This is a genomic window from Caldinitratiruptor microaerophilus (assembly GCF_025999835.1).
In the GTDB taxonomy this organism is placed as follows: Bacteria; Bacillota; Sulfobacillia; order Symbiobacteriales; family ZC4RG38; genus Caldinitratiruptor; species Caldinitratiruptor microaerophilus.
In genome coordinates this window covers 2,979,257-3,002,270 of record NZ_AP025628.1, presented here as the reverse complement: position 1 = coordinate 3,002,270, position 23,014 = coordinate 2,979,257, and the positions used below count along the sequence as shown (strand labels likewise).

Below are 23,014 nucleotides of genomic sequence, written 5' to 3'. Positions count from 1 at the left end.
GTCGGGGGCATGCGGCGCGAGCGCGGCCGGCGCCCCAAGAAGCGGGTTTGCTCTTGGTGCGTCGACAAGATCGAGAACGTCGACTACAAGGATGCGGGCCGGCTGAAGCGGTTCATCACCGAGCGGGGCAAGATCCTGCCCCGGCGGATCTCGGGAAACTGCGCCCGCCACCAGCGCCAGCTCACCCGGGCGATCAAGCGGGCCCGGATCATGGCCCTCCTGCCCTTCACGGTGGACTGACGGCGGGTGGCGCGAGGCCACGCGAACCGGCGATGCGGTGGGTATCCGGCGGGGTGCCCGGGCGCGAGGCCCGGGCGCCCTTTTCGTTCCCCGGGGCAGCCCCCCGGACCGCCCCGGTTCCGGCCCGGCGGGACGGGAAAAATGGCGCCCCCGCGGCAGGGGATGGGCCGTGCGCCGCCGAATGGAACGTGCTACGCACCGGTCGAAGGCGCGAGTCGGCGCCGGGCAGTCAGCGCCAGGGAGGTGTCTCCTCTGGCCCGGGATGCAGGGGTCGCGCGAGGCCTGCGAACGATCGAGTGGCTCAAGGCCGAACTCCTGGCGGCAGTGGGCGACCTGTTCCGGGGCATGCTGCGGGGCGCGGACGACCTCGTGCTCGACAGCCTTGCTCACATCGTGCTCGTCGCGTATCTGCTGGCGCGCCGCCTCGGATACAGCTACACGCGTCTCGACCTCAAGGTCGCAGACCAGGTGCGCCGCCACCTGGACGCCGGCCACGAGGTGGAACGCTGGTACGGGGATCTGAGCGCGCTTTCCCGTCACTTCCGAGACTCACGCCGGGAGGCGCGGGTCGGCCTGGCCGAACAGGAAGGGAGTTCCCTGTAGCGGCACCGGGCCGCGCCCGCCTGGAGGGACTGGCAGGTCGATGAAGGTCATCTTGAAGCAAGACGTGAAGGGGCTGGGCCGCAAGGGCGACCTGGTCACCGTCGCCGAAGGCTACGGGCGCAACTACCTTCTCCCGCGGGGGCTGGCCGTCGAGGCCTCCGAGGGGGCCATGCGCAGCCTGGAGGTGGAGCGGTCGGCGGAGCGGGCCCGCCAGGAGCGGATGGCCCGCGAGGCCCGCGCGCTGCGGGACCGCCTGCACGGGCAGACGGTTCGGGTGCCGGCACGTGTCGGCGAGGGTGGGCGGCTGTTCGGTTCGGTCACCGCGAGGGACGTCGCCGAGGCGATCGGCCGCCTGACCGGCTCGGAGTTCGACCGGCGCAAGGTGGAGCTGAAGGAGCCCATCCGCTCGCTGGGCGTCTTTCCGGTGCAGGTCCGCCTGGCGCCGGACGTGGTGGCCGAGGTCAAGGTGCACGTGGTGGAGGCGTGAAGCGGGGGTAGCGCGCGTGAGCACCTTCTCCGAGCGGGTCCCGCCGCAGAACCTCGAGGCGGAGCAGTCCGTCCTCGGGGCGATGCTCCTCGAGCGCGACGCCGCGCTCCAGGTCGCCGGCATCCTGTCCCCCGAGGACTTCTACGCAGACCGCCACCGCGTGATCTTCCAGGCCATGCAGGCGCTGGCGGCCCGGGGCGAGCCGGTCGACCTCATCACCGTCTCGGAGGAACTCCGGCGCGCCGGCCAGCTCGAGGAAGCGGGCGGGCTGACCTACCTCACGTACCTGCAGGGGCTCGTGCCCACGGCGGCGAACGCCGAGGCGTACGCCCTCATCGTCGAGCAGAAGGCCATGTTGCGGCGGCTTCAGCAGGCGGCGCGGCAGATCATCGAAGAGGCGTACGACGCGGAGGACGCCGACGCGATGCTGAGCCAGGCCGAGTCGCTCATCCTCGGCGTCACCCAGCGGCGGCCGGCCCGGGGCTACGAACACATCCGGGAGGCGCTGTACGCCGCCTTCGACCACATCGAGTTCCTCTACAGCCACAAGGGCGGCACCACGGGGGTCCCGAGCGGCTACAGGGAGCTCGACCGCCTCACGTCGGGCTGGCAGCCGTCGGACCTCATCATCATCGCCGCGCGCCCCTCCATGGGCAAGACGGCCTTCGTGCTGAACCTCGCCCGGAACGCGGCGATGGCCGGCCGGACCGTGGCGCTGTTCAGCCTGGAGATGTCCCGCGAGCAGGTCGCCATGCGGCTCCTGTCGATGGAGGCGGCGGTCGACGCCCACCGCCTCCGCACCGGCCAGCTCCTGGACGACGACTGGCACCGCCTCTCGGCGGGGCTCAGCCGGCTGGCCGAGGCGAACATCTTCATCGACGACACACCGAACATCCCACTGGCCGACCTCCGTTCCCGTGCCCGCCGCATCCAGGCCGAGCACGGGCTCGACATGGTGATCGTCGACTACCTCCAGCTCATGACGCTGTCCGGGGCGGGCGGCCGGCGGGCGAGCGAGAACCGGGTCCAGGAGGTGGCCGAGATCTCCCGGTCGCTCAAGGCGCTGGCCCGCGAGCTCCGCGTGCCGGTGATCGCCCTGTCGCAGCTCAGCCGGGCGGTGGAGTCCCGCAACGACAAGCGGCCGCTTCTCTCCGACCTGCGCGAGTCCGGCTCGCTCGAGCAGGACGCCGACGTGGTGATCTTCCTGTACCGGGACGACTACTACAACCAGGAATCGGAGAAGCCGAACCTCTGTGAGGTCATCATCGCCAAGCAGCGCAACGGCCCCGTCGATTCGGTGGAACTCTACTTCATGAAGGAGATCGGCAAGTTCATGATGCTGGAACGCCGATCCTCCTCCGGATAGCGAGCCGACCCCGTTCGGCTCTGAGGGCGAACTTTACCCGGAGTTTCGCGGATAACGTTCGGCACTTCCGTTGACACGATCTGGTTCGGGTGCTACATTGAAACCGGTCCGGCGGCCCCGGCGAGGGCCGCCTTCGCAGCCTTCGGGGGGTGGCAGCCTTGCCGGCAGTGGTCCTCGTGGGCACCCAGTGGGGCGACGAAGGAAAGGGCAAGATCATCGACTACCTCTCCGCCCAGGCCGACGTGGTGGTGCGGTACCAGGGCGGGAACAACGCAGGGCACACCGTGTGGGTGGACGGCCGGCAGTTCAAGTTGCGCCTGATCCCGTCGGGCATCCTCTACCCCGGCACCGTCTGCGTCATCGGGCACGGCGTGGTCATCGACCCCCGGGTCCTGGTGGAGGAGATGGACTACCTGGCCGGCCAGGGCGTCGACCTGGCCGGGCTCCGGATCAGCCCGGCGGCACACCTCATCATGCCGTACCACATCCGCATCGACGAGGCCGACGAGGACCGCAAGGGCGCCAACAAGATCGGCACCACCCGCCGGGGCATCGGACCGGCGTACATGGACAAGTTCGCCCGGGTCGGGCTCCGGGTGGTCGACCTCCTGGAAAAGGACGAGTTCGAGCGCCGCCTCGAAGCCGTCCTGGCCGAGAAGAACGCGCTCCTGGAGCGGGTCTACGGGCTGCCCGGGTTCACGCTGCGGGAGATCGCGGACGAGTACCTCGCCCTCGCCGAGCGCATCCGGCCGTACGTGGCCAACACCGTGGAGATCATCGGCGAGGCGGTGGAGAAGGGCAAGAACGTCCTCTTCGAGGGCGCGCAGGGCACGCTCCTCGACATCGACTTCGGCACCTACCCGTACGTGACCGCGTCCCACCCCATCGCCGGGGGCGCCTGCATCGGCGCCGGGGTCGGACCCACCCGGATCGACCGGGTGATCGGCGTGGTCAAGGCCTACACGTCGCGGGTCGGCGAGGGCCCGTTCCCGACCGAGCTGAAGGGCGCCACCGGCGACTGGATCCGGGAGGCCGGTCACGAGTACGGCACCGTCACCGGGCGGCCGCGCCGGGTCGGCTGGCTCGACCTGGTCATGGTCCGCTACTCCGCCCGGGTGAGCGGCCTGACCGACCTCGCCGTCACCCGCCTCGACACCCTGGCCGGTCTCCAGAAGCTGCGGGTGGCCGTCGCCTACCGGGACCGGGAGACCGGGGAGGTCGTCCGGGAGTTCCCGGTCGGCCTCCGGGCCCTCGCCCGGATGGAGCCCGTGTACGAGGAGCTCGAGGGGTGGGGCGAGGAGATCGCCCGGGCGACGCGGTACGAGGAGCTCCCCGCCGCCGCCCGGCGGTACGTGGAGCTGATCGAGGCGGAGACGGGCGTGCCGGTCGCCGTGCTCGGGATCGGGTACGAGCGGCACCAGGCGATCCACCGCCGCGACCTGTTCGTCGCCCGCACCCGGGCCTGAGCGCGCTGGGGCCCGGCCCCCCGGCCCGTGCGCCGGGGGAGCCGGGCCCTACCGGCTGGCGCGGCCACCGGTTCGTTCCGGTTGCGCGGCGGGCCCGGCCCGTGTATAATAGGCCGTGCCGGTGCCGGACAAGGAAGGTCGCCGGGACGTGCGGGTGTAGTTCAACGGTAGAACTCCAGCTTCCCAAGCTGGCGACGTGGGTTCGACTCCCATCACCCGCTCCACGCGGAGCCCCCCGGTCTGCCGGGGGGCGTTGCGCGGACATGGGGCCTGTGATATACTTCCGGTCGGCTTCCCGCCGACGTAGCTCAGCCGGTAGAGCAGCCGATTCGTAATCGGCAGGTCGTGGGTTCGAGTCCCACCGTCGGCTCCAGTCTATAAGCGGGTTGCGGGGTTCGGTACGCGGGCGGTTGGCTGAGTTATACCATGAGAATCCCATGAAACCAGCCCGAATCCCGGGAACGGCCCGCGGATGAGCACCACGGCCCCTGGGGTACACAGCCCGGGGGCCGCCCGGTTCCACGGGATGCATCTCACGGGATGTCGGAGAAGGGCAAAACCACCGCCGAGCGGTCGGGGGTGAGTCGGGGAAAGCGGCCCCCCTGGCGTCCTTTCACGTCCACTCTCGCCTTAGGGCCGCCCCCAGGCGGCCCAAAAACCCCGCAGGCATGCGCCGCTAGGCGCAAAGGGGGCCGGACCCGTGACCGCAGAAGGGACTCTGGACGATTGGGAGGGTGAGCGGTGTCCTAGGTGCGGCGTGCGGTCGCAGCGGTTCAGGGACCTGCCAAACGGTGGCAGAGTCTGCTGGAAGTGCTGGGGGTCCGGCCTGTACGACTACTGCCCGCACATAGCCGCTCTCCTGGATGATCCCGTGCTAGGGCCTAGGGTACGCAGGCTGAAAATCCGGTCCTGTGGCAGAGACTCGTGCAAAAAGTACAAGGCCCCTGGAGGTTAACCCGGGGGCTTTTCTCTTTGTGTACCGCGATCGAACCTGGGTTGCCAGACGGCGCGCGGGTGCGGCAGGCGTTGACGGCGCTGATGAACATCTGCTGCCATGCCTTGATGTTCTTTCTGCCATTCCCAGACGAACAGGCGGGTGCGTCTGGTCCCGAAGCCGGGCTCCGAGGCCGGCGTTGAATCCGCTGGGGCAGTGTGCCAGGATGCCTAGTACTACTCCGTTTACGGCGGGGATGGAATTGGAATTTGCGAGGGAGCGGGCGGCCGCCCGTCATACAGACGCCGGTCCACGTTGCGAGGAGATACTGCAACATACACCGGACCTGGGCTAGGGTTACGGGAAGCTCACGAGAGTGCCCCCCTTTTGCCCTCGCAACCGCTCCTGGAGGAGGAAGGGAAAAGCGATCATCACCAGGGTCACGTGCCGGTTCCATCCCAGCCAACTTCGGCCCTCGAAGTGGTCCAGCCCAAGCTCTTCTTTGAGCTGCTGGTAGTCCTGTTCAGTGTGCCGGCGCATCTTGGCCAAACGAACCAAGCGTTCGAGCGGGGTATCGGCCCGTAGGTTCGAGAGCCAGTAGTCCGTCGGCTTCAGTTCCCCCTCCGGCCATTCGATGAGCAGCCACTCTTCCGTCCGCGGCGGCGCACCTGCCTGGTAGCTGTGGGCCCTATGGACACGAACAGCGGCGAAACGGGAGCGCAAGTGGCCCTTGCAGCCCTGGTCCCAGGTGACCTGCTGCCAGGCTTCCTTCGGGAGGCTCTGCGCCACCTGCAGGGTGGAAAGGGGTCGGTGATCGCCGTAGTGGGGCCGGGTAGAAGGCCGGCCGCGGCCCCGATAGGGCCGAGGGGTGGCCGGCACCTCGCCCAGCCAGCACCCGATGTGGTCACTGTCAACCGCCACCACGTACTCCAGACCGCGTTCGCCCAGGCCCTCTCGAAACTCGGTGACCCGCCCGTACGCTGCATCGGCATTCACGATCTGGTCCACCAGTTGCCAGCGCCCGGCTTCATCGATCAGGTCCAGGGCGATCTGCCATATGGGCATGTACTGAATCGCATCTTCCGGAACGCCTGCTTTCCGGCACCGCTCGGGATCGTTCACCCACTCCTCAGGCAGGTACAGCCGGAAGTTGAGGGGCAGGCTACCGGCCCGGTGTTGCTGCCCGCGCTATTTGTCGCTCCGGTGACCAGCGACGATGTCATGGCCGTTCATGAGATGTGACCGGTCCGCTGGCGCTGAAGGGGCGCAGCCCGTGGTAAGGATGCGCCCCAGAGTCCGAAATGCAGGGCCGGCAGCCACTAGAATCCACCAGGGCCGTACGGGTGGTTGACCCCGGGGCTGTGAACGAACTCCCGGTAGAGGCGCCACCACCAATGCTCGTAGTCCTCGATATACCGGAAGACGGGAAGGTCGAGCCGGCACGTGGGCCGGCTCTTCAGGTCCCGTAACCGGTGGAGCAGACGGTAGCCCAGGATGAACGCCGTGACCGCCTGGCCGCGCCGGACCCCATCTCCGGTCGTGGCCTGCCGGATGGCGGCCTCCAGCAGGTCGAGCAGGTCGGTGATCTCGTACCCGTAAAGCCGGAGTGAAACCCCGGCGTGTTGCAGGCGAAAGTCTGTCACCACGGGCTACCTCCTCTGGGGGCCTGGGTATCCTGCAGCTCCAGCAGCACCCGCTCGACGTGGGCCTCCTCCACTAGGCGCTGGTCATGGGCGCAAGCGTCCAGGAGGCAGCTCGTGCAGATCGTGTTGATGACCCGCGGGATGCCCCGGGACTCCGTGACGATCTTGCGCAGGGCCTGCTCGGAGAAGAGGGGCCGGTCGGCGCCGGCCAGGTGGAGATGGTGCTGGATGTAGGCCAGAGTCTCGGCCTCCCCGAGGCCGGTGAGGTGGAAGCGCACCTGAACCCGCTGGGCGATGGCCTCGAAGGTGCGAAGCCGGAGCAGCCCCCGGAGTTCGCTCTGGCCGGCGAGGATGAACGTCAGCGGCGAGATGGAGTCCATGTGGAAGTTCAGGAGGAAGCGGACCTCCTGGAGCATGGCGCCGCTGAGGAGGTGGGCCTCGTCGATGACGATCACTGGCTGACGGCCGTTGGTGGTGTAACCGTCCAGGATGGTGCGCTCGAAAAGCCGTTTCACCTCCCGCCCGTGGAACAGAGAAGGCGGGGCCACCCCAAGCTGGGTGAGCACGTCTCGGTAGAACGCGCTGGGGGTGAGACGGGAGTCGGCGATGTACACGAACAGGTGGCGGGTCCGGTCGAGCTGATCGTACAGGGCCCGGATGGCGGTGGACTTCCCGGCGCCGACCTCACCCGTGACGACCGCGAACGCGCGGTGGCGGATGGCGTACTGGAGGCGAGCAAGCAGTTCCTGGTGCTGGGGAGCGGGGAACAGCCGGTCGGTGGGAATCTCCCTGGCGAAGGGCACCGCTTTGAGGCCGAAGTACTCGGTCAGCGTGACGGCTCACCGTCCTTGTGGCCGACCAGGCGAGCGTAAGAGGTCTGACCCAGGCGGCGCTGCTTCTCGGCCTCGTGGTGCTTGCGGGCCAGGGTGAGGAAGTTCATCCCGTCGCTGGACGGGGGTTGGGCCGGGGCAGGGACGGCGTGGTGGTGAGTGCGGCGGAGCTGGAGGGGGGCAGCGTCCGGGAAACGCTTTCCCTCGTGCCAGACCTGGATCTGGCTGAGGTCGTAGGGGTCGTAGCGCAGGAGCACCCGGTGGCCGCTGAGGGCGGCGTCGACCTCGTAGCGGTTCCCATGCAGGGAGAAGCATCCGGTCTTGTCGACGACCCGCTGCTCCTCCCAGAGGAACACCTCCCGCAGGGCCGTAGGGTCGATGCGGCGCAAGGGCTCGGTGTCCGCCTCGAACCGCTGGCGGGGGGTCTGGTGGGTGCTGCCGTGGGGGCGACTGAGGTAGGCCACCTCGAGCCAGGCCCAGAAGAACTCGTTGAGTTCGTCCAGGGTGCGGAGCTGGCCGGCTTCGACCAGCGCGTGCGCTTCGGGTACAAAGCTGCGGCGGACGTACTGGAAAAACTTTTCAACCTTTCCCCGCCCCTGGGGTCGGTAGGGGCGGGAGTGGCTGAGGCGGATCCCGAGCTTGGCGCAGATCCGGGCCAGGTGGCGGGTGGAGTAGATCGCCCCGTTGTCCACGTAGATCTGGCGGGGCAGGCCGTAGCGGAGGATGGTGCGTTTGAGGCAGTCCTCCAGGCGGGGGAGCTTCTCCTCGAAATACATCTGGCCGTAAACGACTCGGCTATGGTCGTCGAGGAAAGCCATGAGGTAGACTTGGCGCCGCTTCCCGGGTTGTCCCGGCACCGGCAGCGACAGGGCGTGCAGGACGTCTCCTTGCCACAGGTCGTTGCGGTGTTGGGCCTCAAACCGGCGGAGCAAACTCCGGGCGGCTTTGCTGCGCAACTCCTGGCGGGTGCAGCCTGCCCGGGCCAGGTAGCGGCCCAGGGTGGTGCGTTTGAGACGCCCGGGTGCGACCTTTCCGTCCAGCTCGAGCAAGGCGATGATCTGTTGCACACTGCGGTCGGGCACCGCCCGCCGCAAGGCGATCGCCGCTTCCAGGACCTCCGGGGGAACGGCCCGTCCCTGGTCCGCATCCGCCCGGGTGTGCGGTTTGAGCCCCTCGAACCCGTGCTGCCGGTAGGCCTGGACCCAGCGCTGCAGCGTCCTGAGCCCGACTCGGGTCTTGTCACTGGAAGGGATCTCGTGCGGGTGCCCGGCGATCTCCCGCAACAGGCGCTGGCGCTCGGACGGGCTCAGGTTCTGGGTCAGTACGGGGGCGATGAGGCTCCAGCGGAAGGTGGCGATCTCTTCCCGCTGCTGCTCGTCCATGGAATCCCTCCCCTGCTGGCGTCGTTGCCGCCATTATGGCCGGCACGCCGAGCCAGCCGGGAGGGACAAAGTTTGTGGTGGGGGGTATAGCCGTACCTCACAGGGGTGCCGGCGCCTCGCAAAAACTGTTCAGGAACGCAAACAGCCCACGGTGGCGGACAGGGTCCACAGGCATCTGCCGCCGGAGCCAGTCACCCAGCGCGAGCAAAAAGTGGAGGGCGGCGTCGGGACCCTCGTGGCGGGGGACCAGCGTGAAGACGTCGACGGCGGGTCGCTGTTCCAGCAGCCAGGCGGTCAGGAACTGTCCCCAAGTCCCCGCGATACCGCGAACCGTACGCACCCACCGGCGCAACGTTCGCTCCGACACCACACTGACCGCCGGTGAACTGATTTCCCAGGCGAGATCCCTCCACGACCTCCCTTGCTGAAGGCGCCGGCGCACGACCACTTCCCGCAGCAGCGTGACAAAGCGGGCGTACGGACACAGAAAGTCCGGCAGGACTGAGCACGTGTGCTTGCACCGGGGACAGAACCAGCGGTAGATGGGGATGCGGTAGATGCGCCGGCGGGTAACCACTGACCGATGGTGGGCGCCATGCTCCCGCATCTGCCGGCCGCAGCCTGCACAACGAAGCGCCAGTGCGGGTCCGTCACGGCCGTACCGGCGTAAGTACGCTTTGACTGAGACCGCAAGGGGCAGTATGATGGACACGCAGAGGTAACTCCTCTGAAGCCTGCCCCGGGGCTTGGCTGCGAAACTCGACCCGGGGCAGGTGTCTTTATTTCCACCCCCCGCGCGAAAAGGGGGAGGCTCGACCTCCCCAGGCTCTTCCACACCCATCTCCTCGTCCCCTTCCAGCGCCAACCACTCCGGTCAACGCGGCGACAAATAGCGTGGGCGAAAACAGGCCCGGCCGGTGTCGCATAGTGCAGGCTTACCGCCACCTGGCAGTTGCCGACCTTGCCGAGGGTGCCACAGTACTGGCGGGCCACGCCCACGGAGTGCTTCCCCTTCTTGGGGAAACCGTTTCGTCGACGACCCAGACGCCTTCTCTGGGCAAGAGAGGCTCCATGTACTGGGCCAACCGTTTCGGACGGGCTCACATGGCCTGGTGCTTTGGCTGACGAACTGCTACATGGCCTGTTCGTTCCCATCGGGTATCCTCTCGGCCATGGCTCCCACGGACTTGCGTTCGCCATCTAGCAGCAGACCTCGAACGTATACACTCCCCCGCTGGTGTTGCTGGTTGCGGGAGCAGACAGCAAAGAGGATTTGGGCCAGGAACTGTTCCAGGAGCTCGCGAAGGGCAACGCCTTGCTGGTAGTTCATGGATGCTCGATATTTTCTGGAAATCCTGCAAGACTATCATTCGAATTTGGAATGACCTAACGTAGTAGTACTAGGCCCCCGGGGCGCCCGGGAACCTGGGGGTGGTGTGAGGGGCAGCTGGCTCGACGCGGAAGGAGCCGACGGCGGTGGGACGTCCAGAACCTTTAGCACGTGGCCCACCTGGGGGGTTGGGGTCGTCACGGCGTAGAACGGCTTCCCCACGAAGGTCTGCGCCGTCGCGTGCAGCCGGCTCAGAAGGTCCAGGATCCGCCGCCCCGTCAGCCGGGAGCTCTGCAGCCGGCGAACCTCCTCCTCCCGGGCGGCCGGATCGGCCGTCCGGGCGGCCTCGGCCAGTCGGGCCTCCACGTGCCGGGTGTAGACCACCTCCATCCACTGCTCGAACAGGTATGCCAGCACGCAGGTGAACACGTGACCCCGCACCCGCTGTTCGTTCCAGTGGTAGACAGGGCGGATGCGGAGGAAGTCCTTCAGCTCCCGAAAGGCCGTCTCCACCCGCTGCAGGTTCTTGTAGGCCCGGATCACGTCCCAGGGCGACAGGTCGGCGCTGGTCTGCACCAGGAACTTGCCGTCCCGCAGGGTCTCCTTGGCGATGGCCGCTTCGTCTCGCTCGAACCGCAGCTCACGCCCGTCGTACGCCACCTGGAAGAACTTCGCCACACCCTTGTGGCCAAGGATCTCCGCCACCCGCAGCATCACGCCCTTGGCGGTGAACTTGCGGCCCCGGCGCCGGTCCTGGGTGGCCAGGCGCTGCTGCAGGTCTCGGAGTGCGGCCTCCGCCTCCGCCAGGGCCACTTCACGGAGCGCCCGGTCTTCCTGGGCTTTGGCCTCGTTGTAGCACAGGAGCGTGCGGGTGGTACCCGGCAGCGGCGAGCCGTCTTCGGGGTCCGTCGCCAGGGGGGTCTCCTTGTATAGGAGGCCGTCGGGCCCTTCGGTGTAAGCCGCCAGGTCGGTGTGTTCGGCCAGGAGCTGGTCGCTGAGGGCCCGGCCCCGCTTGTGGTAGCCGAGGACGTACGGGGAACCCGCCTCGTGCAGGCGCCGGAGGTTCTCGGCGGTGACCGTACCCCGGTGGCTCACGAAGGCGCAGCTTTGGACGCCGAAGCGCTTCTGCAGCCGCTCGAGCACACCGGGGACCGTGGTGTAGTCGACGGTGCCGCCGCGGAAGACCTCATGGGCGATGGGCAGGCCTTCGGGACTGACTAGGACTAGGAGCCCGATCGTGATCTGCTTGCGGTCCGGCCGGTGGTCCCGGGAGTAACCGTACTCGGCCAGCGGGCAGTGGTCGCCTTCGAAGTAGGTGCTGGTGACATCGTAGAACACGAGGTTCAGGCGCAGGTTCAGGAGGTCCCGGAGCTGGCCGTACATGTGGTCCTCCAGCTGCTCCTTCGCCTCCACCAGGTAGTCCAGGGTGCGGTAGAGGTGCTGCAGGGACGGCACGCCGGTCTCAAGTTCGGCAGGTAGATCTCGGGGAGCCACTCGTGGGTCGCTCGCTTGCTCTGGGGGTCGAGGAGGCGGCCGATGACCATAGCGAGCGCGCAGCGGGCAACGTCGACCTGGACGTCGCGGTCCCGGAGGGTCGGCAACTCCCACATCGCCCAGGCCCTGGGCCATGCCGCCTGCCTGAAAGGCTTTGACGTGCTCTACACGAAAACCGGCCGGCTCCTGGCCGACCTCGCGGGCACCCATGCCGACGGCACCTGGGAAGCCCGCCTGCGGCATTACCTGCAGCCCGACCTGCTCAGCCTGGACGACTTCGGCCTCCGGGAGTTCACCGTGTCGCAAACCCAGGGACCTGTACGAGCTCATCTGCGAGCGTTACCGCCGGCGCTCCCAGATCATCGTCTCCAACCGTGCGCCGCAGGACTGGGGTATGCCCTCTTCCCCACCCCCGTTCTGGCCGAAGGGGCGGTGGATCGCCTCGTCAACAGTTCGCTCCACGTGCTCATGAGCGGGGAGAGCTACCGCCCCCTGCACCGGCCGGCCCGCCCGTATGCGGCCGAAGCACAACGCGTGGCCATTCACGCGCGAGGAGAGGACTAACCCATGCGGTGGGCTTGGAGCTCGCCAGCTGCCCGATCGCCGCCCCCGGGCCCAGCCGCTGGACCTGCAAGCACGACGGGTGTGGCGGGCCAAGACAGACTCGGGCACGTGGACCCTGCTACGTGCGCTGGCAGGCGCCTTCTGCCCGACTCCTGCATGCCGGCTGACGCCGGCACCGGGGCTCCCTGGGCGGCAAACAGAAGGGCAGCGGCCCTAACCGCCCCCTGCAGGAGCCGGGCGGCTGAGCACCTCGCTCCGCCAACGGCCCGCTGCCGGTTCGCTCACTTGGGGTCAGCGCCGTCGATGCCCTGGGTGGGGAATTACGTGACACGGGGGGGGGGAATCCACAGACCCTGGGGAATTGCATGACACAGGCGTGGGAATCAGCTGACCCTTGACACCAGCCGGGGGCTTCACATCTTTGGAGCTCGCGGTTTGTCAGCGAAGGTCGGCGAGTGCATAGTGGAAGACGTACGAGCGCCCGTGCGGGGGGGTCACCACGACGTCAACCTCACCCGCCGGATCGAGCCCAGTCGAGTCAAACCGGAAGCTAACCTGGCCGGTGGCACTGTTCCCCTCCGGCGACACGGCGTATCCCGGGCCACGCACGACCCGGCCAGGCACCGCCAGCGCCCCCTGGCGGAGCACGGCTGAGGCGCCGTCCAGGAAGCCGGGGCCAGGTCCGGTCATCTCGACCACGACCTCGAGCTGTCCCCGAATGGCGTCAGCCGCGGCCCGCTGGAACGCTTCGCTGGGATGCTGACCCGTGGCCCACAGGGCTGACAGCACGCGCCGTGCCACGTATGTGAACTCAGTGTACAGGACCGCTTCGGCATCCCCGCTCTGCGCCGTGTAGTCGGCTACAAGGGCGTCCAACCCCTGCCAGATGAGTGTCTCCCCGTACTCCGCGGCGTCCCGGATCTGCGCAGGCGTCAGATGGACGAGGATGCCCCGTCCCGGCCCCGGCGGCGGCAGTACTTCCTCCTGAAGGCGGGCCCGGGCTTCCAGGACCACCCGGGTCTCAAGCACCTGCCCCTTTCGTCGAACCATGATGCTCACGGCCTCTCCCGGCCGCCTATGCAGCAGGTAGGCGTTGATTTCGTCCTCGGTGCCCACTGGCCGGCCGTCGATCCGCACGAGCCGGTCTCCCGACCGGAGTCCAACCTGCCCCGCTGGCCCGTCGGGAACCACGGACTCGATCTCGACCCCGTCCTCGTTGGGCACGCCGAAGTAGGCCTTCCAGCCCTCTACGAACCTCAGGCCAAGCCAGACCCGCTCGACCTTGCCACGGGCGATCAGTTCGTCCGCCACTTCGCGTGCCAGGTTGGCCGGGATGGCAAGTGCCAGCCCTTCGATGCCCACGTCAGCGATCTTGGCCGAGTTGATTCCGATCACCCTGCCCTCCCGGTTGAGCAGGGGTCCGCCGCTATTGCCGGGGTTGATCGCAGCGTCAAGTTGGAGAAACGGTAGGCCCGTCCCGACCGCGCGCCCCACGCCACTCAGGATCCCAGCCGTCACAGTGTTCCCTAGGCGGAAGCCCAGGGGGTTGCCGATGGCGATCACCGGTTCTCCCACCCGCACGGCGTCTGAATTAGCGAAGGGCAGCGGGTGGAGTCCCCGGGTGTCGACCCGGATGACGGCGATGTCGGCCACCTCGTCCCGCAAGACGCTTCGGGAAACATCCGATACCACCGTCACGGAGCGATCCGGAAAGAGGATCTGAACCTCGACCGCGTCCTTGACAACATGGGCGTTCGTGATCACGTAACCTGGCCGGTACACGAAGCCCGTGGCGGCCGCATGGTCTCTCCGGGGCTCGCCGGGGTCGCCACTCGGAACAGTTACCAGGATGCCCACGACCGAGGCGCGGGCGGCCTCGGCCACGGCGGAAACGTCGTGGACGGGCTCGGCCGCACCTCGGGCCGGAGCGCCCGCCGCCACCACCACGAAACCGAGCAGGGAGGCGACGGCGGTCCGAAGCACTCGACACCTGAACATGGTAGGCCTCCTTTGGTCCGGCGAGGGGCATTGTTGCACGGCGACGACTTCACACCGGACCGCCACCTCGAAATCCTTCTCCGATTCGCGCTCTCCGCTGCGGGTGAGTGACGTGAAGGTCACGGAACCGTAACGCAGGTAGACGTCCGAATGGCGGTCCATGGTATCGGCGATCTCCGCGGTGCGATTCACGAAGGCCACCCCATCCGGAAACCTAGGAATGAGTCGTGCCAGTCCCACTTGCCTCCCGAGTACTCCGGGCAGCTCAGGGCCTTGAGGTGTTCTTGTAAATCGGCCCCGCCAAGAAGCACTGCTTGCCCCCTGGGGCCGTGTGGGTACCGGAGTAGCTTACGGCACCGGCTTGGGAACTCCTGCAACGCGGACGTCCGCGTCGGTGGACCCTTCGATTCCGAACCCGCTTTCGATGAACTCGTCCGGGCTGGCAGCGTATGGAAAAAATCGGCCTCAGTCCCTTTGCCACGGCCCTATTCACCCCGTTCAGAGGTGACTCCACGCAACGGATCATCAGGGGTCAGTGGGAAGCACCATCTCAGGCCCCTCCACGGCACTCCCGTTTCGGAACGCCTTATGCTCCGTCTGACCCTCACGGTCGGCGGCCAGCTGCGGTATACCGTGGCCGCCCCCACGTCCAGTCGGCAGGCGGCGTGGCGTGCGCTCAGCCGCCCCACCAGCAGCTCATCCCGTAGGGCGGGCCACCGGGCTGCGGCCTGTGACCGGTCCAGGGATCGGGGCCGCCCGATGCGTTCGCCCTGCCGGCGCGCTCGCTGCATGCCCGCGCCTACTCGTTAGCTGATCAGCTCAACTTCGAACCGGCCCAGGGAGGCCAGCAGGTTCATCAGCAGCCTGCCCAGGGCCGACTGGGTGTCGATCCCCTCGTGCACCGACCGGAACCCGCTCCCCAGGGGCTCGCACGCCGCCAGGGTGTCGTGCATGTGGTTGACCAACCGGAAGGCCCGGTCCGGCTTGAACACCGGGACCGGACTGAAGCGCCGCGGGGCCGCGTCTTGCAGCCGCCGCCGCCACTCTGAGCGGTGCAGCAGGTCGTTGGCCGGCGCCTGGTCCACATACTCGCAATGGACTTCCCATCCCGATGCCTTGGCGAAGGCCCGCAGGACTTGGGACGGGGATCGGCGGCAGCGAATATTACGGTCCTCCCCTCACGAGGGCGCCCGAAGGATCATCCCCGCCGGCAGCGGAACCACGCTGGCGGCCGCGTGCAGCACGACACACCAGCCCTGGTGGCGGTTACATGCTTCCTCGCCCGCTACCCATAAGCTGCCAACCAGCAGTTCGACCGAAGTCTAGGCCTTGTGAGAGGCTCCGGAGTGACCCGGGCGCCTACTCGATCGACGCCCGGCCCGCCGCTGGCCTCACCTTGAGAGGCGGGCGCGCCAAAGGGCCATCCTCCTGCGCGGGATCCGCGCCGGCTGGCGGGGGTCGAGGGCGTCGCGGATCCCGTCGCCCACGAAGTTCACCGCCAGCACGGTCAGGAAGATGCACAGGCCGGGATACACCGCCAGCCACGGGTTCGTGAGCATGTACTCCTGGGCCTTGAAGAGCATCTGCCCCCAGCTGGTCTGGGGCGGCTGGACCCCGAGGCCGAGGAAGGACAGGGCGGACTCCACGAGGATGGCGGTGCCGACCATGAGCGTGCCGTAGACGATGATGGGGGCGCTGGCGCCGGGCAGCAGGTGCCGCAACATGATCCTCCACGTCGGAACGCCGATGGCCCGGGCCGCTTCGACGTAAGGCATCTCGCGCAGTTGCAGGAACGAGGCGCGCACCAGGCGCGCCACGCCCATCCAGCTGTTGAGGATGAGGATGAGCACGAGGTACTTGAAGTCGCCGCCGAAGAGGACCAGCACCAGGATGTTGAGGAACAGGGAGGGGTAGGAGAGCATCACGTCGACGAGCCGCATGAGCACCGTGTCGGCCCAGCCGCCGAAGTACCCGGCCACGGCCCCTACCAGCGACCCGACGGTCACGGCGCCGGCGGCGACCGTGAAGCCCACCAGGAGCGAGATGCGCGCGCCGTACAGGAGCCGTGACAGGATGTCGCGGCCGATCGGGTCGGTGCCCAGGGGGTGAGCGCGGCTCGGCGGGGCGTTCACGTTCAGCAGGTCGACCGCCGCGGGGTCGTGCGGGCTGATGTACGGGGCGACCAGCGCGAGCACGATGAAGATCAGCAGCACGGCGGCCCCCGCCACCGCGAGCGGGTTGCGGGCGAACCGCCGCCAGGCCCCCGCCGGGAGGCCGAACGCGCCGTCGGGATGCGGCAAGCCCGCGACCGGAGTGCTCACGCCGGCTCCGTCCCCCGGACCCCGAGGCGGACCCTCGGGTCGACGACGGCGTACAGGACGTCGGCGAGGAGGTTGCCGAGGACCACGACGGCAGTGGTCACCACGGTGATCGCCATCAGGACCGGGTACTCCCGGGCGAAGGCCATCTGGACGAAGAGCCGGCCCATGCCCGGCCAGTTGAACACCGTCTCGGTCAGGGTGGCGCCGGCGACGATCCCGGGCAGGTCCAGGCCGAGGACCGTCACGATCGGGATGAGGGCGTTGCGGAGCGCGTGCCGGAAGATCACGCGCCGTTCGGAGGCGCCCTTGGCGCGCGCGGTACGGATGTAGTCCTGCCCGAGCACCTCCAGCATGCTGGCGCGGGCGTACTTCAGGTATCCGGCCAGGTTGATCACCACGAGCGTGGTGACCGGCAGGACCATGTGACGGATCAGGTCGAGGAGGTCGCCCTGCCGGCCGATCGTGTGCATGTCCGAGAGCGGGAGCACGCCCAGTCTGAGGGCGAAGATCTGCTGGAGGATGATGCCGAACCAGAAGGCCGGCAGGGCGAAGCCCGCGTACCCCAGGACGGCCGCCACGGTGTCCCAGAGCCCGTACGGGCGCGTGCTGTTGTAGATGCCCCACGGGATGGCGATGAGGAGCGTGAGGACCCAGGCCGTGGTCATCAGGATGACCGTGTTCTTGAGGGTCGGCCACAGGATCTGGCCCACGGGCGTGCCCGTCTTGAAGGTCGTGCCGAAGTCGCCCCTGAGGAGCCGTCCGAGCCACTCGAGATACTGGACGGGCAGCGGCCGGTCCAGGCCCAGGTTGTGTATCTGTGCCTGGACGAGTTCGGGGGACAGGCCGGGCCTGAGGAAGATCTGCACGGGCCCTCCCGGCGCGGCGTGGATGAGGGAGAAGGTCACCATCGAGACGAGGAGGAGGACCAGGAGCGACTGGAGGATGCGGCGCACGAGGAACGGTATCACGGCATCGCGCCCTTTCGTGGCCGGTTCTACCACGAGAGTCGGGGAAGGGGCCTGGCCCCTTCCCCGGACGGTTCGCATGGCGGCGGAGCGGCCCTAGTCGGTGACCCAGTACTCGACGAAGCGCAGGAAGTAGCCGTAGGGCAGGGACAGCACGGGGGCGTGCTCCTTCTTCCAGCGCACCCGCTGGCTGACGCCCAGGATCTCGTTGCGCTGCATGAGGAAGACGTAGGGCAGGTCGGTGGAGAGTTCCCGGGCGAGATCGGCGTAGACCTGCTTCCGCTTCGCCGGGTCCGTGGTCCGGTACCCCTCGACCCAGAGGCGGTCCGCCCTCTCGTTCCTGTACCAGCCGATGTTCTGGCCGGAGGGCGGGAAGTACCGGGAGCTGAAGATGGGCTCGGCGTCCGGGTCCGGGGTGAGCTGCCAGCCGAGGAGGACAGCCTGGAACTTGCCGGGGCTGATGTTCTTCTCCACCCAGGCCGACCACTCGACCGGCTCGATCTTGACTTCGATCCCCACGTCCTTGAGGTTCTGCTGGACGACCGCGGCGATCTGCTCGCGGCGGGTGTTGCCGGCGTTGTACTGGAGGGTGAAGGCGAACCGCTGGCCGTCCTTCCGGAGAATGCCGTCGGGGCCGGGCTTCCAGCCGTCTTCGGCCAGGAGCTGCTTCGCCTTTTCCGGATCGTAGGGGTAGTCGACGTCCGACCCGGGCGTGTACGCCCAGCTGCTGGACAGGAACGGGCCGTTGATGATGGAGCCGTGGCCCTGGAGGATGCTGTCCACCATGCCCTTCCGGTTGATGGCGTAGGCGATCGCCTGCCGGGTCTTGACGCCCGCGAAGGGGCTCTTGCCCCCGGGGAAGTTCTCGCCGTTGAAGTTGAAGCCCAGGTAGTCGTAGTACGGCCCCGGCTGCTCGATGACCGTCAGGCCTTCTTTCGCCTTGACCGCGCCCAAAAGCGACACGGGGATCCCGGTGGCCATGTCCACATCCCCGCTGAGAAGCCCCTGGACCATGGTCTGCGCGTCGGCGTAGACCTTGTAGACGACCTTCTCGATGTGCGGCTTCTTCCCCCAGAAGTTCGGATCCCGGGTGAGGACGTGGTACTGGTTCTGCTGCCACTCCGCCCAGCGGTACGGGCCGTTGGTGACCGTTCGGGTCAGATCTTTCCCGTACGGGTGGTTCTGCAGTTCCCTGGGCGCAACGCCTTCCAGGACGTGCCTGGGCGCGACCGGCACGTTCAGGGCGGTGAGCTCGAAGGGCGCGTAGATTTCCTTCATCGTGATCTCGACGGTGTGGGGATCGACGGCCTTGATCTCCTTGACCTTGTCAACGTACGGGAGGAGCGGCGAGCCCACCTCGGGGTTGGCCATCATCTGGAAGGTGAAGACGACGTCGTCCGCCGTGACCGGTTTCCCGTCGCTCCACCTCGGGGTCTCCTTGAGCTTGATGGTGTACCTCAGGCCGCCGTCCTCGACCCGGGGAAGCTCGGCGGCGAGCGAGTTCTCCGTGACCGCCAGCTTGCCCTCGGGGCTCAGGTCGTAGAGCCTGGCGAGCAGGAGCTGCTGGAGGTCACCGGAGGCCGTGTCCTGGGCGAACAGGGGATTCAGCGTCACGATGTCGCCGAGGGACGCGAACGTCAGGGTGCCGCCGTCCCTGGGCTGGTCCTCGGCGCGCTCGGCGGCGGGCGGGGTCGCCGTGGCGGGTGGCTGAGGCGGAGCGGCCGGCTTGCTGCTACAGGCCGGGACCGTCAGGGCCAGCAGCAGGGCCAGCGCGGGCCCCACCAGGCGCATGCGGTTGCGTTTCACGAGTTGACCCCCATTTCGTTGCAGGCGGGCCACAGGCCGGCCGAGGGCCGCCCGGGATGGTCACCGGGCGACTCCGTGCGAGGGTGGCCACTGAACGCGTACGACACCTGCCGGACAAGTCCTGCACCCGCGCGTGGCCAGTGCCACATTGTCCCAGGAACCGCGGGGCGTCGGGGGCCAGGGGAGGCTGACCCGCGCGGAGCGACACGGGTCTCCACCGCCATCCGGGCCAAGCGAGGAAGGGGAGGCCGCCGGGGCGAAGTCTGAAGGCCGGGGCGGGTGACGACGCCCCGGCCCGTTTCGTCCCGGCTACAGGGGGGCTGGCCATGGCCGAACTCACCATCCGCCCGGTGCGGGCGGAAGACGCGGAGGCTGTCAACCGCATGCGCCGGCAGCCCGGGGCGTGCGGATCGCCGAGAACCTCCGGGACCTGGCGCCGCTCGCCGGCCTCGACGTCGAGGCGTGGCTGCTTCCCCTGCGGGTCGCCGGCGGCGACGGCGCGCCCGTCCGGGCGGTGGCCCGCCCGCTCCCCCGGGCGCGCCGAAACCCCGCCTGATCGCCTTGCGTCTATTGAAGTAGGTCACGATCACGCGACCGGAGGGAGACCTGCCCGTTGGCCGCATCCCGTCGCCGGACCGCCTTTCTCGTCACCGCCTTTCTCTCGACCGTCCTCCTCCCGGCCTCCTCACCCGTCGCCGCCGCCGGTCCGCCGGTGGCGGTCGCCGCCCCGGCTGAGGCGCCGGCCGGGCCCGCACAGGGGCCGGCACCCCTCGCCCAGGCACCGCCGTCTGCCCCGGCCGGGTCGGGGGTACCCCTCGCCCCCCCGTCGCCGGCCTCCGGCGCCGGTCCCATCCGGGTCGAGGTCGACGGCCGGGAGCTGCCCCTCGACCCTGCCCCCGTGATCGTCGAGGGCCGCACCCTGGTCCCGTTCCGGGCGATCTTCGAGGCGCTGGGCGCGTCGGTGGAGTGGGACGGGGCGACGCGGACCGTGTCCGGCATGGTACCGGACTCGAGCGGGGCACCCGGCCGGTACGTGCGTTTCCGGGTCGGCAACAAGCTGGCCTGCCTGAGCCCGTCCTGTGACCGCGCCGACCTCATGGACGTGCCCGCCCGGATCATCGGCGACCGGACGTTCGTGCCCACCCGCTTCGTGGCCACTGCGCTGGGGGCGAGCGTCGACTGGGACGGGAGCCGCCGCACCGTCGTCATCCGCACGGGGCCGGAAGCTCCAGCGCCGGCGCCCCCGGCCCTCACCGTCCTCACCGTGCAGCCCGGCCAGCGCATCACCGGCGTGACCTCCCTGAAGGCCCGGGTCGGCGTGCCGGCCGCGGCCCTCCGCTTCTTCCTCCTCGACCCCGAGACGGGACGAGGGCCGCTCCTGGCCGGCGGGACGGACCTCGACGCGACCTACACGTGGCGGCCCGACCCCGCCTACGCCGGGCGGCGCCTCCTGGCGGCCGCAGCCTACGACGCCGGCGGTCGCCTGGTCGCCGGCCAGGTGCTGCCGGTCGAGGTGGCGCCCGACCCGACCGTGGTCGTGCGCGGCGTCGAGCCGGGGCGGGTGCTGCGGGGGACGGGCGGCAGCGTCACCCTGACGGCCGACCTCGGCTTCGTGGCCACGCACGTGCGGTGGGAGCTCGTCGACCCGGGCTCGGGCAGCGCCTCCCTGATCGCCGAGGCCGATCCCTACGCGCCGTTCACCTGGTGGCCGGGCGTGTGGAGCAACGGCCGCTGGCTCCTGCGCGCCGTCGCCTACGACCGCACGGGAAAGGCCTACCCCTCGCAGGGGATCCCGATCGAGGTCCGGATGGAGCCCTGGGTGGGCATCGACGGGGTGAAGGCCGGCCAGACCATCGCCGGACCGGTGACCCTGCGGGCCCGGGCCAACTTCGGGGTGACCCGGGCGCAGTTCCGTCTGGGCGACGGCACCGTCCTCGGGGAGGCCACCGGCGGCAACACCAGTGTCCGGTGGTTCCCGCCCCCTGAGCGGAATGGCGCCCAGACCATCCACCTGACCGTCTGGGACGCGCAGGGGCAGGCCCGGGAGGCCGGGCCGGTGGCCGTCACCGTGCAGGTCGCGCCCACCCTGCGGCTCCTGGGGGTGGGCCCGCGGCAGGTCCTCGCCGGGACGGTGGAGCTGCGGGCCGAAGCGAACGTCGCCGTCACCGCCGTGGAGTTCCGCCTCCGCCGCCCGCAGGGAGGGGGGGCGGTCAACCTGGCCCGCGGGACGGACCTGGCGGCCACCTACCGCTGGAGCCCCGCCCCCGGCCAGGACGGAGAGTGGCTCCTGGAAGCCGTCGCCACCACCCCGCAGGGCGGGACCCTGGCGAGCGAGGCGATCCCCGTCCGGGTCTACACCGGCACCCTGTACGGGCCCCGGCCCGCCGCGCCCAGGGACCGGTTCCTCGACATGGTCAGCGAGTGGGCGCTCCGGGTCCGCGAGCGGACCGGGATGTCCGCCGCCCTGCAGGTGGCCCAGGCCGCCCTGGAGACGGGCTACGGGCAGTACGTCCCCGTCGACAAGTACACGGGGCGGTTTTCGTACAACCTCTTCGGCATCAAGGGCGAGGGTCCGGCCGGCTCGGTGGTGAGCAACACCTGGGAGGAATACAACGGGGTGGCGTACCGGGTCGACGACCGCTTCCGTGCCTACAACACCCTGGAGGAGAGCTGGGACGACCACTGGCGCTTCCTCATGGAACGCGATCGCTACGCCCCCTTCCGGGCGGTCGCGGCCGACCCGATCCTGGGCGCCTGGGCGCTGCGCCGTTCCGGATACGCCACCGACTCCCGCTACGCGCAGAAGCTCATCGACATCATGAACCGGTACGACCTGTACCGCCTGGACGAGACCCAGCCGTGACCGCGAGAAGGCCCCGGGCGCTCACCCGGGGCCTCAGTGTTTGCCGGCGCCCGCCGTTCGGAGGGCCTCGGCGATCACGCGGTCGTAGTCTTCTCGCCGGTGTGTTCTCAGGGGTTCCAGGCGCGGATCCCTCTCGATTTGCTCCCACGTCCCCGGATTGACCCGGATCGCCTCCTTCAGCCAGCTCAGGGCCGCGAGCCACTCGGACTGGCCGGCGTGCAGCGCGGCGAGGTCACACATCGCCTGGTAGTTTGACGGATGGAACTGGAGGTCCCTTCGGAAGCACTCCTCGGCAGCGGCGGGGTCGCCCTTCTCCAGGAAGGCGTGACCCAGTGTCACCCAACCGTTGTAGACCGTCGGGTCCACGTCCAGCGCCTGTTTCACGAGGGCGATTCGTTGATCCACGTCTCGGACCCCGTAGGCGGCGATGAGCTTCTGCAGGGCTTCCTGCTGCCTGTACAGCTTGCTGCTCAGCGCCTCCTCGATCCGGCGGGCTCGCTCGTCGAGTTTCTCGTCGACGAGCCTCGGCAGCTCCCGCGCGGTGAACCAGCCGTACAGGGCGAAGCCGATGCCTGCCAGCGTGGCGGTTGCCGACACGGCTGCCAGGAGGAAGTTCAGATCGGATGCGTAAGACTTGCCAGCTACGAAGGGCGCGACAAGCGCCCACGCCAGGAGGAGGACGACCGCCAGCGCGAGCGCCCGGGCCGATCCGGCGTTCATGC

21 protein-coding genes, 2 tRNA genes and 2 pseudogenes are annotated in these 23,014 nt (G+C 68.9%); 10 read left to right on the top strand and 15 right to left on the bottom strand.

The genetic code is table 11. The annotated features are described in order from the left end of the window. The first annotated feature begins 9 nt into the window (after nucleotides 1-9). The 7 genes from rpsR (at nucleotide 10) to caldi_RS14490 (ending at nucleotide 4,535) form a co-directional block, all read left to right on the top strand. Nucleotides 10-240, top strand: coding sequence for a 30S ribosomal protein S18 (rpsR, locus tag caldi_RS14520; protein ID WP_264842468.1), 231 nt, complete (start codon nucleotides 10-12; stop codon nucleotides 238-240). Nucleotides 241-483: 243 nt separating this feature from the next. Beyond that, on the top strand, nucleotides 484-843 hold the full coding sequence (locus tag caldi_RS14515) for a MazG-like family protein (protein ID WP_264842466.1): 360 nt from the start codon (nucleotides 484-486) through the stop codon (nucleotides 841-843). A 40-nt stretch (nucleotides 844-883) separates the two neighbouring features. Further along, entirely contained in the window at nucleotides 884-1,330 is a 447-nt protein-coding gene (gene rplI / locus caldi_RS14510; protein ID WP_264842464.1) for a 50S ribosomal protein L9, read from the top strand. Between the two features lie 16 nt (nucleotides 1,331-1,346). Beyond that, entirely contained in the window at nucleotides 1,347-2,696 is a 1,350-nt protein-coding gene (gene dnaB / locus caldi_RS14505) for a replicative DNA helicase (protein ID WP_264842462.1), read from the top strand. A 158-nt stretch (nucleotides 2,697-2,854) separates the two neighbouring features. Beyond that, complete coding sequence (locus tag caldi_RS14500) at nucleotides 2,855-4,162, top strand: adenylosuccinate synthase (protein ID WP_264842461.1); 1,308 nt, start codon at nucleotides 2,855-2,857, stop codon at nucleotides 4,160-4,162. Nucleotides 4,163-4,312: 150 nt separating this feature from the next. After that, a tRNA-Gly gene (locus caldi_RS14495) sits at nucleotides 4,313-4,386 on the top strand. 73 nt (nucleotides 4,387-4,459) lie between these two features. Then, nucleotides 4,460-4,535 (top strand) — tRNA-Thr (locus caldi_RS14490). Nucleotides 4,536-5,453: 918 nt separating this feature from the next. Here caldi_RS14490 and caldi_RS14485 read toward each other — a convergent pair. From caldi_RS14485 to caldi_RS14455, 8 genes and pseudogenes are all read right to left on the bottom strand, one after another. After that, entirely contained in the window at nucleotides 5,454-6,257 is an 804-nt protein-coding gene (locus tag caldi_RS14485; RefSeq protein ID WP_264844820.1) for an IS701 family transposase, read from the bottom strand. 158 nt (nucleotides 6,258-6,415) lie between these two features. Then, entirely contained in the window at nucleotides 6,416-6,739 is a 324-nt protein-coding gene (locus caldi_RS14480; RefSeq protein WP_264841554.1) for a hypothetical protein, read from the bottom strand. Further along, nucleotides 6,736-7,542: an ExeA family protein gene (locus caldi_RS14475; RefSeq protein WP_264841555.1), complete on the bottom strand. Its 807-nt coding sequence runs from the start codon at nucleotides 7,540-7,542 to the stop codon at nucleotides 6,736-6,738. The genes caldi_RS14480 and caldi_RS14475 overlap by 4 nt, the downstream gene beginning before the upstream one ends. 23 nt (nucleotides 7,543-7,565) lie before the next feature. After that, nucleotides 7,566-8,951 carry a DDE-type integrase/transposase/recombinase gene (locus caldi_RS14470; RefSeq protein WP_264841556.1) on the bottom strand — a complete coding sequence of 462 codons (1,386 nt, stop codon included), beginning with the start codon at nucleotides 8,949-8,951 and terminating at the stop codon, nucleotides 7,566-7,568. A gap of 97 nt (nucleotides 8,952-9,048) precedes the next feature. Continuing rightward, on the bottom strand, nucleotides 9,049-9,663 hold the full coding sequence (locus tag caldi_RS14465; RefSeq protein WP_264842460.1) for a DUF6431 domain-containing protein: 615 nt from the start codon (nucleotides 9,661-9,663) through the stop codon (nucleotides 9,049-9,051). A gap of 206 nt (nucleotides 9,664-9,869) precedes the next feature. Next, nucleotides 9,870-9,985 (bottom strand): annotated as a pseudogene (locus tag caldi_RS14460) (transposase); the annotation flags it as partial. Nucleotides 9,986-10,083: 98 nt separating this feature from the next. Further along, nucleotides 10,084-10,281 carry a transposase gene (locus tag caldi_RS17825; protein WP_406568091.1) on the bottom strand — a complete coding sequence of 66 codons (198 nt, stop codon included), beginning with the start codon at nucleotides 10,279-10,281 and terminating at the stop codon, nucleotides 10,084-10,086. A gap of 36 nt (nucleotides 10,282-10,317) precedes the next feature. After that, complete coding sequence (locus caldi_RS14455; protein WP_264842458.1) at nucleotides 10,318-11,775, bottom strand: IS1634 family transposase; 1,458 nt, start codon at nucleotides 11,773-11,775, stop codon at nucleotides 10,318-10,320. Between the two features lie 42 nt (nucleotides 11,776-11,817). On the opposite strand from caldi_RS14455, the gene caldi_RS14450 reads away from it, so the two are divergent. Further along, nucleotides 11,818-12,339 carry an ATP-binding protein gene (locus caldi_RS14450; protein ID WP_264842457.1) on the top strand — a complete coding sequence of 174 codons (522 nt, stop codon included), beginning with the start codon at nucleotides 11,818-11,820 and terminating at the stop codon, nucleotides 12,337-12,339. Between the two features lie 438 nt (nucleotides 12,340-12,777). On the opposite strand, the gene caldi_RS14445 is transcribed toward caldi_RS14450, so the two are convergent. The 6 genes and pseudogenes from caldi_RS14445 to caldi_RS14425 form a co-directional block, all read right to left on the bottom strand. Next, entirely contained in the window at nucleotides 12,778-14,337 is a 1,560-nt protein-coding gene (locus caldi_RS14445) for a S1C family serine protease (protein ID WP_264842456.1), read from the bottom strand. A 60-nt stretch (nucleotides 14,338-14,397) separates the two neighbouring features. Next, nucleotides 14,398-14,577, bottom strand: a pseudogene (locus caldi_RS17820) (4a-hydroxytetrahydrobiopterin dehydratase); the annotation flags it as partial. Nucleotides 14,578-15,143: 566 nt separating this feature from the next. Then, the gene (locus tag caldi_RS14440; protein ID WP_264844819.1) at nucleotides 15,144-15,470 is read right to left on the bottom strand and encodes a recombinase family protein; all 327 of its coding nucleotides are present in this window, start codon (nucleotides 15,468-15,470) and stop codon (nucleotides 15,144-15,146) included. Between the two features lie 258 nt (nucleotides 15,471-15,728). Then, on the bottom strand, nucleotides 15,729-16,658 hold the full coding sequence (opp4C, locus tag caldi_RS14435) for an oligopeptide ABC transporter permease (RefSeq protein WP_264842455.1): 930 nt from the start codon (nucleotides 16,656-16,658) through the stop codon (nucleotides 15,729-15,731). Then, entirely contained in the window at nucleotides 16,655-17,626 is a 972-nt protein-coding gene (locus tag caldi_RS14430) for an ABC transporter permease (protein WP_264842454.1), read from the bottom strand. The genes opp4C and caldi_RS14430 overlap by 4 nt, the downstream gene beginning before the upstream one ends. A gap of 93 nt (nucleotides 17,627-17,719) precedes the next feature. Then, nucleotides 17,720-19,429 (bottom strand): peptide-binding protein, encoded by a 1,710-nt coding sequence (locus caldi_RS14425; RefSeq protein WP_264842453.1) that lies wholly within the window; start codon nucleotides 19,427-19,429, stop codon nucleotides 17,720-17,722. A 403-nt stretch (nucleotides 19,430-19,832) separates the two neighbouring features. On the opposite strand from caldi_RS14425, the gene caldi_RS14420 reads away from it, so the two are divergent. Together caldi_RS14420 and caldi_RS14415 are read left to right on the top strand one after the other, a co-directional pair. Next, a complete protein-coding gene (locus tag caldi_RS14420) occupies nucleotides 19,833-19,985 on the top strand; it encodes a hypothetical protein (RefSeq protein WP_264842452.1) in 153 nt (50 codons plus the stop codon). A 57-nt stretch (nucleotides 19,986-20,042) separates the two neighbouring features. Next, nucleotides 20,043-22,292 (top strand): stalk domain-containing protein, encoded by a 2,250-nt coding sequence (locus caldi_RS14415; protein ID WP_264842451.1) that lies wholly within the window; start codon nucleotides 20,043-20,045, stop codon nucleotides 22,290-22,292. 33 nt (nucleotides 22,293-22,325) lie between these two features. Here caldi_RS14415 and caldi_RS14410 read toward each other — a convergent pair whose 3' ends face one another. Further along, entirely contained in the window at nucleotides 22,326-23,012 is a 687-nt protein-coding gene (locus caldi_RS14410; RefSeq protein ID WP_264842450.1) for a tetratricopeptide repeat protein, read from the bottom strand. Nucleotides 23,013-23,014 lie beyond the last annotated feature (2 nt).

Bases quoted from the DNA above. Each gene is read 5' to 3' on its own strand.
- rpsR (WP_264842468.1), top strand. From the start codon at position 10: ATGCGGCGCGAGCGCGGCCGGCGCCCCAAGAAGCGGGTTTGCTCTTGG.
- rplI (WP_264842464.1), top strand. From the start codon at position 884: ATGAAGGTCATCTTGAAGCAAGACGTGAAGGGGCTGGGCCGCAAGGGC.
- caldi_RS14470 (WP_264841556.1), bottom strand. From the start codon at position 8,951: ATGGACGAGCAGCAGCGGGAAGAGATCGCCACCTTCCGCTGGAGCCTC.
- caldi_RS17825 (WP_406568091.1), bottom strand. From the start codon at position 10,281: ATGAACTACCAGCAAGGCGTTGCCCTTCGCGAGCTCCTGGAACAGTTC.
- caldi_RS14450 (WP_264842457.1), top strand. From the start codon at position 11,818: ATGACCATAGCGAGCGCGCAGCGGGCAACGTCGACCTGGACGTCGCGG.
- caldi_RS14445 (WP_264842456.1), bottom strand. From the start codon at position 14,337: ATGTTCAGGTGTCGAGTGCTTCGGACCGCCGTCGCCTCCCTGCTCGGT.
- caldi_RS14410 (WP_264842450.1), bottom strand. From the start codon at position 23,012: ATGAACGCCGGATCGGCCCGGGCGCTCGCGCTGGCGGTCGTCCTCCTC.